8 protein-coding genes are annotated in these 12,028 nt (G+C 62.8%); 5 read left to right on the top strand and 3 right to left on the bottom strand.

All coding sequences use genetic code 11. The features are described from left to right. The first annotated feature begins 17 nt into the window (after window positions 1-17). The 4 genes from ACF8Q6_RS15360 (at window position 18) to ACF8Q6_RS15345 (ending at window position 3,552) form a co-directional block, all read left to right on the top strand. A complete protein-coding gene (locus tag ACF8Q6_RS15360; protein ID WP_003247492.1) occupies window positions 18-506 on the top strand; it encodes a DUF3015 domain-containing protein in 489 nt (162 codons plus the stop codon). A gap of 71 nt (window positions 507-577) precedes the next feature. Next, window positions 578-2,431 (top strand): DUF4105 domain-containing protein, encoded by a 1,854-nt coding sequence (locus ACF8Q6_RS15355; RefSeq protein ID WP_161775318.1) that lies wholly within the window; start codon window positions 578-580, stop codon window positions 2,429-2,431. Between the two features lie 214 nt (window positions 2,432-2,645). Continuing rightward, window positions 2,646-3,002, top strand: coding sequence for a hypothetical protein (locus tag ACF8Q6_RS15350; protein ID WP_004575712.1), 357 nt, complete (start codon window positions 2,646-2,648; stop codon window positions 3,000-3,002). Between the two features lie 67 nt (window positions 3,003-3,069). After that, complete coding sequence (locus tag ACF8Q6_RS15345; protein ID WP_392494384.1) at window positions 3,070-3,552, top strand: GreA/GreB family elongation factor; 483 nt, start codon at window positions 3,070-3,072, stop codon at window positions 3,550-3,552. A gap of 310 nt (window positions 3,553-3,862) precedes the next feature. Here ACF8Q6_RS15345 and gdhA read toward each other — a convergent pair whose 3' ends face one another. From gdhA to ACF8Q6_RS15330, 3 genes are all read right to left on the bottom strand, one after another. After that, window positions 3,863-5,203, bottom strand: a complete 1,341-nt coding sequence (gene gdhA, locus ACF8Q6_RS15340; RefSeq protein WP_003247498.1) for an NADP-specific glutamate dehydrogenase — start codon at window positions 5,201-5,203, stop codon at window positions 3,863-3,865. Window positions 5,204-5,424: 221 nt separating this feature from the next. Then, window positions 5,425-7,092 carry an energy-dependent translational throttle protein EttA gene (gene ettA / locus ACF8Q6_RS15335; RefSeq protein ID WP_003247499.1) on the bottom strand — a complete coding sequence of 556 codons (1,668 nt, stop codon included), beginning with the start codon at window positions 7,090-7,092 and terminating at the stop codon, window positions 5,425-5,427. Between the two features lie 301 nt (window positions 7,093-7,393). Then, window positions 7,394-7,792 carry a hypothetical protein gene (locus ACF8Q6_RS15330; protein WP_088513535.1) on the bottom strand — a complete coding sequence of 133 codons (399 nt, stop codon included), beginning with the start codon at window positions 7,790-7,792 and terminating at the stop codon, window positions 7,394-7,396. Window positions 7,793-8,040: 248 nt separating this feature from the next. Between ACF8Q6_RS15330 and ACF8Q6_RS15325 the strand changes: the two genes are divergently transcribed. After that, window positions 8,041-11,871 carry an EAL domain-containing protein gene (locus ACF8Q6_RS15325; RefSeq protein WP_392489442.1) on the top strand — a complete coding sequence of 1,277 codons (3,831 nt, stop codon included), beginning with the start codon at window positions 8,041-8,043 and terminating at the stop codon, window positions 11,869-11,871. The last annotated feature ends 157 nt before the right edge of the window (window positions 11,872-12,028 follow it).

Genomic DNA, 12,028 nt, shown 5'->3' with positions numbered 1-12,028 from the left:
CAAAGAGAACAAATGCTATGAAACGGATTCTTCTGGGTACTCTGTTCACCGTGGTCTCGCTGAACGCAATGGCCGAAGCGCCTGGCGGCCCGAACTGCGGCTGGGGCAACATGCTGTTCGAAGGCCAGCGCGGCACGCCGGCACACTTCCTGGCTTCTACCACCAACGGCACCTCCGGTAACGCCACCTTCGGCATGACCTCCGGCACCAACGGCTGCTCGACCAAGGCTTCGCTGACCTACGGCGGCAAGTCCTGGTTCGCCATGAACGGCATGATGAACGAGCTTTCCGAAGACATGGCCATGGGCCAGGGCGAAGCACTGACCACCTATGCCGTCGTTCTCGGCGTAGCACCGGAGGACCGCAGCTACTTCAACTCGGTCACCCACCAGCACTTCAACCAGATCTTCAGCAGCGCCGACGTCACTGCCGAAACTGTCCACAGCAACACCCTGGCCGTTCTGAAGAGCGACCCACGCCTGGCCAAATACGCTACCGAGGCCTAAGCACAGCTGCTCCCGCCCCACCCGGGGCGGGTTTCGCCTTTTTCGGCATCGTCAAGAAGTAGTTGCCCGATATGCTCAAACGCCTCGCTGCCCTGGCGCTGTGTGCCTGCGCCCCTGTTCATGCCGCCCCCCTGCTGGATCCAGGCCGTCTCCAGCAATTGGCCAATACCCCTTACTGGCTCGCCATTGGACATTACGAAACCGCCAAGCTCGGCGGCTGGCGCAGCTATGTGGATGATGATGCGTTCTTCCTCGCCGAAGATGGCGCGCACCATCCGGACCAGGAACTCAAGGCTACGGTCGATGCGCTGTATGCCCCGGCCAGTCTCGGTGACAAGCACGCCCAGTGCGTATTCCCCGCGCGCACCCGCTGGCTGCGCGAACAGCTCGACCTGCAAGACTTGCCACAACCGGACTGCCAGGAATTCAAGACCTGGTACCAGTCGATCGACCCGCACAGCGCCGCGTTGATCTTCCCGGCAGCCTATCTGAACAGCCCGTCGTCGATGTTCGGGCACACCCTGCTGCGCATCGACCAGTCCAACACCCGCAGCGACGACACCACGCTGCTGAGCTACGCCATCAACTTCGGTGCCTATATCGAAGGCAGCGACAACAGCATCCTGTACGCCTGGAAAGGCCTGATGGGTGGCTACCCGGGGCTGTTCGCGCTGATGCCCTACCAGGAAAAACTGTCCGAATACCGCAGCCTGGAAAACCGCGACCTGTGGGAATACCAGCTGGACCTGACCCCCGAAGAAACCGGACGTATGGTCGAGCATGTGTGGGAGCTGAAGCAGATCCAGTTCGACTACTTCTTCTTCGACGAAAACTGCTCCTATCGCCTGCTGGAGCTGCTGCAAGTGGCCCGGCCAAGCCTGGACCTGACGTCTCAGTTCCCGCTGACCGCCATTCCCACCGACACGGTGAAAGCCGTGAAGCAGTCCGGCCTGGTCGCCAGCGAAACCTACCGCCCCTCTCGCGAACGTGAATTGCTGGCCAGGGCCGAGCCTCTCGACCACAACGAAAAACGCCAGGTGCTGGCTGTAAGCGCCGACACTGCGCAATTGCAAAGCCCTGAATTCCAGGCCCTGCCTCGCGAACGCCAAGCGTTGGTGCAAGATGCCGCGTATCGCCTTGAGCGCTATCGGGCCAATGGCCAGGAACGCGACCCAGGGCAGGCCAAACGCAGCTTCGAGTTGCTGCGGGCGATCAACGGCAACCCGCCGCCGCCCCTGCAGATCGAGCGCCCCGGCCTGCCCGAGGATGGCCATGACTCGCGCACCTGGCAACTGGGCGTGGGCACCCGTGAAGACCGCGCCTACGCCGAATATGGCCTGCGCATGGCCTACCACGACCTGAATGACAACGCCTATGGCTTCCCGCTGGGCGCACAGATCGAAATCCTGCAATTGAAGCTGCGCCAGTACGAAGGCAACGATTGGCAGGTGCAGCGCCTGGACCTGGCCACCATCCGTTCACTGACACCCCGTAACGAGCTGCTCAAGCCTTGGTCATGGCAAGTGGCTGGGGGGCTGGAGCGGGTGCCGGGCAAGCATGATGACGAAGTGCTGGTGAGCCATGTGAATGGCGGCGCTGGCGGCACCTGGCAGCTGGCCGACGGTTTGCTGGGGTTTGCCTTGGGCACAGTGCGGGTCGAGCATCACAACGACTTCGCTCAGTTCATTGCCCCGGCGGCTGGCTTCAATGGCGGGCTGCTGTGGCGCAACGGGCTGGGCAACATGACGCTGGAGGCCAAGGGCGATTACTTCACCAACGGCGAGGTGCGACGCAGTGTGAGCCTGAATCAGCAGTGGGAAATCAGCCAGAACCTTGGGCTTCGGTTGAGCGCCTCGCGGGAATTCAGCCACCTGGCTACGGCGCAAAACGAGGTGATGCTGGAGCTGAAGTGGTATCACTACTGAGGCCGCTTTGCGGCCTTTCGCGGGCACACCCGCTTCCACAGAGCCCCACAAGATTCGAGGCCTGTGAAGTACCTGTGGAAGCGGGCTTGCCCGCGAATTGGCCAGTTAGGCTAGTAAAGCAGTGTGACTGAACCAACTCTTTGACACTGTTTTGACACCTATCCGACAAACCGCCACCTAGACTTCCCATCATCAACTGGAGGGCCTTGTGGCTATGTCGCGGTACTGGTTTGGCGTGTGCATTGCGGTGTTGCTGTCAGGTTGCGAAACCACCCACGAGCAGATGGTCAACCACGGCTACCCTCCTGCCTATGCGGATGGCTTCCAGGACGGCTGCAGCAGTGGCCGCCAGGCGGCCGGGCTGATGGTGGGCAACTTCCGCAAGAACGTACCGCGCTACCTGCACGAGCGCCAGTACGAAACCGGCTGGGACGATGGCTTCCGCCAATGTCATGCCATGCAGAACAGCGAAGAACAGCGCCAATACCACGAGCGCTTCTGGGACCAGCGCGACCGCGAGTGGGAACAGGAAAAGGACCGCGGCGCTGCCAAGGCCTATCGCCACAACTGAGTCGCAAACGGACATTCCTTTAAACCGGCGGCCTGCCATGATGGTCTCACGCACAAGGAGGCCCTGCATGAGCCGAGCATTCGTCAACGAAGACCAAGCCGCCGCCCAGGCCGACCAGCCGGTCGAACGGCGCATCAGCGACCAACCCAACTATGTGACGGCCAGCGGCCTGCACCAGCTGCAAACGCGTGTGGCCGAGCTGAATGCCTTGCGCAGCGAACTGCAGGCGCAGGGCGAACAGGGCGACAAGCAACGGCTGGCCGATACCGAGCGGGATCTGCGCTACTTCAGCGCGCGGGTGCAAAGCGCACAGGTGGCGCATAGCAAGGTACAGATTGGTAGCCGGGTGCGGTTTGTCGACACGCATGACCAGGAGCAGGTGGTGCGGCTGGTAGGCGAGGATGAGGCGGATGCCGGGCACGGGTTGATCAACTGGGGTTCGCCGCTGGGGCGGGCTTTGCTCGGGGCTGGGCCGGGGGATGAGGTGGTCTGGCGGCGGCCGGTGGGGGAACAGGTGATAGAGGTGGTTGAGATTCTCGGTGAGGATTGAGGGCCCTGGGGCTGCTTTGCAGCCCATCGCGACGCAAGGCCGCTCCCACAGGGCCTTGACTGCCTGGTTGTCCAACTTCTCGGGTGCAGTCCAGCCTGTGGAAGCAACTGTCTTGCTCAATTTCTAAAAGCTGGCGCCATCCCTGTGGGAGCGGCCTTGCGTCGCGATGGGCCGCAAAGCGGCCCCTACGGCCTCAGATCAGACCACGCCCTGAGCCAACTGTCTTGCTCAATTTCTAAAAGCTGGCGCCATCCCTGTGGGAGCGGCCTTGCGTCGCGATGGGCCGCAAAGCGGCCCCTACGGTCTCAGATCAGACCACGCCCTGAGCCAGCATCGCATCGGCCACTTTCACGAAGCCCGCGATGTTCGCCCCCTTGACGTAGTTGATCCGGCCATCCGCCTCTTCACCGTAGTGCACGCATGCATGGTGAATCGACTGCATGATGTTGTGCAGCTTGCTGTCCACTTCACCGGCCGTCCACAGCAGGCGCATGGCGTTCTGCGACATTTCCAGGCCCGACACGGCTACACCGCCCGCATTGGAGGCCTTGCCCGGGGCGTACAGAATGCCGGCGTCCAGGAAGATATCCACAGCCTCGAGGGTAGTCGGCATGTTGGCGCCTTCGGCCACACAGATACAGCCGTTACGCAGCAAGGTGCGGGCATCTTCGGCGCCCAGCTCGTTCTGCGTGGCGCATGGCAGGGCGATGTCGCACGGCAGGCTCCACGGGGTCTGGCCCTTGCGGAACTCCAGGCCGAATTGCCCGGCCAGCTCGCTGATACGTCCACGCTTGACGTTTTTCAGCTCCATCAAGGCGTCCCACTGAGCGTCGGTCAGCCCGGCTTCTGCATACAAGGTACCTTCAGAGTCAGACAGCGAGATCACCTTGCCGCCCAGGTCCATGACCTTACGCGCAGCATACTGGGCGACGTTGCCCGAACCAGACACCGCCACGCGGCGGCCGTCGATACGCTTGTCCTGACGCTTGAGCATTTCTTCGGCGAAGTAAACGCAGCCATAGCCGGTGGCTTCCGGGCGGATCAGGCTGCCGCCATAGGTCATGCCCTTGCCGGTCAACACCGAGGTGAACTGGTTGGCCAGGCGCTTGTACTGGCCGAACATGAAGCCGATTTCGCGGGCACCCACGCCGATGTCACCAGCCGGTACGTCGCAGTCAGCGCCGATGTGGCGATACAGCTCGCTCATGAACGCCTGGCAGAAGCGCATCACTTCGGCGTCGCTCTTGCCTTTCGGGTCAAAGTCCGAGCCGCCCTTGCCACCGCCCATGGGCAGCGAGGTCAGCGAGTTCTTGAACACCTGCTCGAACGCCAGGAACTTCAGCACGCTGAGGTTCACTGAGGGGTGGAAGCGCAGCCCGCCCTTGTACGGGCCAATGGCACTGCTCATCTGAATGCGGTAACCGCGGTTGACCTGCACCTTGCCCTGGTCGTCGACCCAGGAGACGCGGAACAGTACGGCGCGCTCGGGCTCGACCATGCGCTCGAGGATGCCGGACTGCAGGTAGTGGGGGTTGGCTTCAAGGAATGGCCACAGGGTGCGCAGCACCTCTTCCACCGCCTGGTGGAATTCCGGCTGGCCTGGGTCACGCTGCTTTAGGCGTGCAAGGAAATTGTCGACAGATTCGATCATGGTAGACATCTCACCAAGAGGATTGGACTTATTGGTTTTTTCAGAAATGTACCAAGAAGCAATCGCACCGGAATAGGGCGAAATGTCGTTTTTTTGAAATTATTTGGTGCGTTTTATGTAAGTGTATACAAAATACACCTTCGCTTCGCCCTTTTTAGCGGTCCGCCAGGCACAAAAATGGGGCCCCCTGGGGCCCCATTCTTGTGCATCAGAAAACCGGCTTACTGGGCCAGTTTCTTGTGCCGTACACGGTGCGGCTGGGCTGCAGCATCACCCAGACGCTTCTTGCGGTCGGCTTCGTACTCGGTGTAGTTACCTTCGAAGAACACCACGTTCGAGTCATCTTCGTACGCCAGGATGTGAGTAGCCACACGGTCCAGGAACCAACGGTCGTGGGAAATCACGATCGCGGCGCCCGGGAAGTCCAGCAGGGCTTCTTCCAGCGAACGCAGGGTTTCGACGTCGAGGTCGTTGGACGGTTCGTCGAGCAGCAGAACGTTACCGCCTTCCTTCAGGGTCAGGGCCAGGTGCAGGCGGCCACGCTCACCACCGGACAGGTCCTTGACGAACTTCTGCTGATCGCCACCTTTGAAGTTGAAGCGGCCAACGTAGGTACGCGAAGGGATCTCGTAGTTGCCGATGCGGATCTGGTCGGAACCGTCGGAGATCTGCTGGAACACGGTCTTGGCGCCGTCCAGGTCCTCGCGGCTCTGGTCCACACAGGCCAACTGCACGGTTTCACCGATCTCGATGCTGCCCGAGTCCGGCTGCTCTTTGCCCATCAACATGCGGAACAGGGTCGACTTACCGGCACCGTTACCACCGATAACGCCCACGATGGCACCTTTGGGCATGGCGAACGACAGGTTGTCGATCAGCACACGGTCGCCGTAGCCCTTGGTGACGTTCTTGAACTCGATGACCTTGTCACCCAGGCGCGGGCCGGCCGGGATGTAGATTTCGTTGGTTTCGCTGCGCTTCTGGAATTCCTGCGACTGCATTTCTTCAAAGCGCTGCAGACGGGCCTTGGACTTGGACTGGCGGGCTTTGGCGCCTTTACGCACCCACTCCAGTTCCTCTTTCATGGCCTTCTCGTGGGCGCTCTGCTGCTTGGATTCCTGCGCCAGACGCTCCGACTTGGCTTCCAGCCAGCCCGAGTAGTTGCCTTCGTACGGGATGCCGGCGCCGCGGTCCAGCTCCAGGATCCAGCCGGCGACGTTGTCGAGGAAGTAACGGTCGTGGGTAATGGCTACCACGGTGCCCGGGAAGTCGTGCAGGAAGCGCTCCAGCCAGGCCACCGAATCGGCGTCCAGGTGGTTGGTCGGTTCGTCGAGCAGCAGCATGTCGGGTGCCGACAGCAGCAGGCGGCACAGGGCCACACGGCGCTTCTCACCACCGGACAGGTGTTCGATGCGCGCATCCCAGGCCGGCAGGCGCAGGGCGTCGGCAGCGACGTCCAGCTGGCGCTCCAGGTTGTGGCCATCAGCGGCCTGCAGGATGGCTTCCAGCTTGGCCTGTTCGGCGGCCAGCTTGTCGAAGTCGGCATCCGGCTCGGCGTAGGCCGCGTAGACCTCGTCCAGGCGGGCCTGGGCGTCCTTGATTACGCTGACCGCTTCCTCGACCACTTCACGCACGGTCTTGGTTGGGTCCAGTTGCGGTTCCTGTGGCAGGTAACCCACGTTGATGTCGGGCATCGGACGGGCTTCGCCGTCGAATTCCTTGTCGACGCCCGCCATGATCCGCAGCAGGGTCGATTTACCGGCGCCGTTCAGGCCAAGTACGCCAATCTTGGCGCCTGGGAAGAACGACAGGGAAATGTTCTTGAGAATTTCCCGCTTCGGCGGCACGACCTTGCTCAGCCGATGCATGGTGTAGACGTATTGAGCCAAAACCAAGCCCTCTAATCAGATAGGTAAAGACATCGCCGATCGCCCCGGCAGCATGGCCAGGGAGATGTGTATTGGGGGTGTCATTGAACAAAGTCGACCATTCTACGCCAACGCGCGGCGTTGCATAGGAGGGGCCGATGGTGGGGTGTGACCAGTGCGGTCCCTGGGATGAATTCATTGCCTGTGCCGGCCTCTTCGCGGGCATACCCCCCCCCCGGAGTCACCACAGAGTCTGAAGAATCCACGATTCCTGTGGGAGCGGGCGAGCCCGCGAAAGGGCCGGCACAGCAGCCGAAGAGGCTCAGACGTGACGCTGTTTGGCCTTGCCACGCGGCAAGCGGCAACGGTCGCCCTGCTCGGCCAGGCGCGCGGCCCAGGCGGACTTCACGCTGAAGCCGCCACTGCGGGCAGGTTGCTGCTCGGCCGCCTTGGCCGGTTTGGCAGGCGCAGTGCTGACCACCTTGGCTGCCGGCTTGGCCGCCGCCACGGCAACAGCCGGCTCTGCTGCCACCTTGGCGGTCTTGCGCAGTTCAGCCAGCGATGGGGCCTTGCTTTTGGCGGCAGCGGCCGCCTCGGGTTTGCCCAGCGAACGCTGGCAAGACTTGCAGGATACGTCCTCGGTCACGGCAGTGCTGACAAGGGTCTGACTGCTGCGCCCGCAGGCGGAATCGAGGCCATTGGAGGAAAAGTGAGTAACCAAAACCGAACATCTCCGATGCGTTGTCATGTATAGCGGGCGCTATTCTCGCACAGGTTACAGGGGCTTGCCGAACCACCCGGCAGCCACCATCGGTCAGCATGGCTGGCACTTTGCCATAATCCGAGGCATGCTAGCCGGTTTCGGGTATCCGGCCTTATAGTGCGCCACCGCGGTGCGCAAGCCCGGCGCCGGCACGCTCCGTGCACGATCATTCCCTGCCATCGCCAGCCCAATCGCAGGATCAACGCTTGACCAACCTTACTCATCCGTCGTCATTGCGTTCCGCCCCACAAGCACCCGCGACTCTCCTGCGCGGGTCGATCAAGGGTGCGCTGGCGCTGCTGGCCCTGATCCTGCTGGGCCTGCTGCTGTGGCAGCTGTTCGCCCAGTTCAATCATACCCAGGCCGAATTGCGCAAACAGAGCCTGGACGCCTCCGCGGAACTGGCCGACCACCTGAGCCTGAACATGGCGCTCAAGGCGCAACAGGCCGTTAACGTGGTGCAACCCTACCTTGATGCACCAACACCTGCCGCCCTGCCCAGCCTGCTCGGTACCCTGCGCGAGCGCCTCCCCGCCCTGCAGAGCGTGGCCTGGCTGGACAACGTCGGGCAGCTACGCGCCGACAGCCTGGCCGGCAGCCCTGACCGCCAGTCGCTTGACGAGTTGCTCGTGCTGAGCCAGGGACGCCCGTACTTCTTCACCAATTCGGCCGACAACCACCTCCTGTACCTGTTGCTGCGCCAGGATGCCGCACAGGGTAGCGGCTACTGGCTACTGCGCCTGTCACCGGACTATTACCGCGAGCTCACCCTCCACCTCGAGGGCAGTGGCCACCCGCAGTGGCTGCTGGAAAACAGCCGCAGCGGCGAGGTGCTGCAGCGCCATGCCGCAGCCGACACCAGCGACGAGCCGCTGCAAAGCGTGATGCTGGCCTTCATCGAAAACAGCACCTGGCAGCTACGCGGTCTGTTCGACGCCAAACTGGCCCGGCAAAAACTATTGCCGGCGCTGTTCGGCAAGTGCCTGCTGGTGCTGTTCTGCGCCCTGCTGCCGGTGCTGGCGCTGATCAACATGCGTCGCCGCCAGCGGGCGCTGCAGGAAGACCGCCGGCGTTATCAGGAAATTTTTGAAGGCACCGGCGTTGCCCTGTGCGTGCTCGACCTGTCCAGCCTGCCCGGCCAGCTCGATCGCTACCACCTGCGCAACCGGGCCGCACTCAAGCACAGCCTGGCGCTGGACCCGAACCTGCGCCGCTCGCTGCTGCTGGAACTGAAGATCACCGAGGTCAACCAAGTGGCGCGCCAGCTGCTGAACATCGACTGCCACGAAGGTGCCTGGCAGCGGCTGATCGATGGCACTGGCGACAGCCGAGACAGCGTCGGCATGCAACTGATCGACGCACTGATCGAACAACGCCCGTTGCTGGAGCTGGAAGTGCGCCTGCCGACACCGCAGGGCACCGAGCTGCACCTGTGGCTGATGGCCCGCATGCCGCTGCAGCGCCGTGATTATCAGGCGGTTATCCTCAGCATCAGCGATATCACCAGCCGCAAACAGGTGGAGCTGTCGCTACTGGAGCGCGAAAGCTTCTGGTCGGACGTGGTACGCACCGTACCCGACCAGTTGTATGTGCAGGATGTGCCCAGCCAGCGGATGATCTTCAGCAACCGCCACCTCGGCCAGACCCTGGGCTACGACCGCACCGAGCTGGCACAGATGGGCGACCGCTTCTGGGAGCTGCTGCTGCACCCCGAGGACGCCGCACACTACCAGGCACTGCGCCAACAACAGCGCGACAGCGGTCATGACCAACCGCTGCACTGCCAGCTGCGCTTCCGCCACCGCGACGGAAGCTGGCGCTGCTACGACATCCGCGAGCAAGTGCTGACCCGCAACGCCGAAGGCCTGGTGACGCGCATCATCGGTGTGGGCAAGGATGTGACCGTTCAGATCGAGGCCAGCCAGTCGCTACGTGACAGCGAGCAACGCTACCGCATGCTCGCCGAAAGCATCAGTGACGTGATCTTTTCCACCGACAACCAGCTCAAGCTCAATTATGTCAGCCCCTCGGTACAGAGCGTGCTGGGCTACCAGGCCGACTGGATCTTCGCCAACGGCTGGCAGTCGATCGTCGCCAACCCAGCCCAGCTCACCGGCATCTACAGCCTGATGGAGCGTGTCAGCAAGGCCATGGGCGATCCGGCGCAGATGGCGCAACTGCGCAGCCAGTTACCCACCCAACTGTTCCTGTTCGACTGCCTGCGTGCCGATGGCCGCAAGATCCCGATCGAGCTGCGCCTGGTGCTGGTGTGGGACGATGACCAGCGCTTCGAAGGCGTACTCGGGGTGGGCCGCGACATCAGCCAGCAACGCCGTGCCGAAAAAGACCTGCGCATGGCCGCGACCGTATTCGAACATTCCACGTCGGCGATCCTCATCACCGACCCGGCCGGCTATATCGTCCAGGCCAACGAGGCGTTCAGCCGCGTCAGCGGTTACGCCGTCAGTGAAGTGCTCGACCAATTGCCGGGCATGCTCACTGTCGACGAACAGCAGGAAGGCCACCTGCGCTATGTGGTCAAGCAACTGCACCAGCGCGGCAGCTGGGAAGGTGAAGTGTGGCTCAAGCGCCGTGACGGCGACCATTACCCGGCCTGGGTCGGCATCACTGCGGTACTGGACGACGAAGGCGACCTGGCCAGCTACGTGTGCTTCTTCACCGACATCAGCGAACGCAAGGCCAGCGAACAGCGCATCCACCGCCTGGCCTACTACGACGCCCTTACCCACCTGCCCAACCGCACACTGTTCCAGGACCGTTTGTACAATGCCCTGCAGCAGGCCGAGCGGCAGAAGGCCTGGGTGGTGCTGATGTTCCTCGACCTCGACCGCTTCAAACCGATCAACGACTCCCTCGGCCATGCGGCCGGCGACCGCATGCTCAAGGACATGGCCCTGCGCCTGCTGGCCTGCGTGGATGACGACGACACGGTGGCACGCATGGGCGGCGACGAGTTCACCCTGCTGCTGCAGCCGCGCCCCACCCGCGAAATGGCCCTGAACCGCGCCATCCACGTGGCCGAGAACATCCTCGGCAGCCTGGTGCGGCCGTTCGTGCTGGAAAACCGCGAGTTCTTCGTCACCGCCAGCATCGGCATCGCCCTCAGCCCGCAGGATGGCAGTGAGCTGAGCCAGCTGATGAAGAACGCCGACACCGCCATGTACCACGCCAAGGAGCGCGGCAAGAACAACTTCCAGTTCTACCAGGCCGAAATGAACGCCAGCGCCCTGGAGCGCCTGGAGCTGGAAAGCGACCTGCGCCATGCCATGGAGCAGAACGAGTTCATCCTCTATTACCAGCCGCAGTTCAGCGGCGACGGCAAGCGCCTGACCGGCGCCGAAGCGCTGCTGCGCTGGCGTCACCCGACCCGTGGCCTGGTGCCGCCGGGTGACTTCATCCCGGTGATCGAGGAACTGGGCCTGGTGGTGGACGTGGGCGACTGGGTGCTGCGCGAGGCCAGCCGCCAGCTCAAGGCCTGGCACAAGGCCAAGGTGCGAGTGCCGAAAGTGTCGGTGAATATTTCGGCGCGGCAGTTCTCCGACGGCCAACTGGGCACGCGGATTGCCAACATCCTGGAAGAAAGCGGCCTGCCGCCGGCGTGCCTGGAACTGGAGTTGACCGAAAGTATCCTGATGCGTGAGGTGAACGAGGCGCTGCAGATTCTTGCCAGCCTGAAGAACCTCGGCCTGAGCATTGCGGTAGACGACTTCGGCACCGGCTACTCGTCGCTCAACTACCTCAAACAGTTCCCCATCGACGTCCTGAAGATCGACCGTACCTTCGTCGACGGCCTGCCCGAAGGCGAGCAGGACGCGCAGATTGCCCGGGCGATCATCGCCATGGCCCACAGCCTCAACCTGGCGGTCATCGCCGAGGGCGTGGAAACCCACGAACAGCTGGAGTTTCTGCGCGAGCATGGTTGCGACGAGGTGCAGGGCTATCTGTTCGGGCGGCCGATGCCGGCGCATCAGTTCGAGGCGCAATTCTCCAACGAGACCTTGTTCATGTTCCATTGAACCGCACACAAGGTCCCCGTAGGAGCGGGTTTACCCGCGAACACCGGCCAAGCCAGTGCCATCCACCGCGCCGCATTCCTGCATAAAAAAGCGGACTTCCAGGTCAACTCCTGCCCCCGCCCAGCCCAGAAACGGCGCGGGATGCAAGATGAAGCCC

The sequence above is a fragment of the Pseudomonas sp. GLN_2 genome, assembly GCF_043106005.1.
Taxonomy (GTDB): Bacteria; Pseudomonadota; Gammaproteobacteria; order Pseudomonadales; family Pseudomonadaceae; genus Aquipseudomonas; species Aquipseudomonas alloputida.
Note: the sequence above shows the minus strand (reverse complement) of the source record. Positions and strands in the feature narration are given on the sequence as shown.

What these genes read in the sequence shown, in the direction of transcription:
- ACF8Q6_RS15360 (WP_003247492.1), top strand. Translation starts at nt 18, where the DNA reads ATGAAACGGATTCTTCTGGGTACTCTGTTCACCGTGGTCTCGCTGAAC.
- ACF8Q6_RS15355 (WP_161775318.1), top strand. Translation starts at nt 578, where the DNA reads ATGCTCAAACGCCTCGCTGCCCTGGCGCTGTGTGCCTGCGCCCCTGTT.
- ACF8Q6_RS15350 (WP_004575712.1), top strand. Translation starts at nt 2,646, where the DNA reads ATGTCGCGGTACTGGTTTGGCGTGTGCATTGCGGTGTTGCTGTCAGGT.
- ACF8Q6_RS15345 (WP_392494384.1), top strand. Translation starts at nt 3,070, where the DNA reads ATGAGCCGAGCATTCGTCAACGAAGACCAAGCCGCCGCCCAGGCCGAC.
- gdhA (WP_003247498.1), bottom strand. Translation starts at nt 5,203, where the DNA reads ATGATCGAATCTGTCGACAATTTCCTTGCACGCCTAAAGCAGCGTGAC.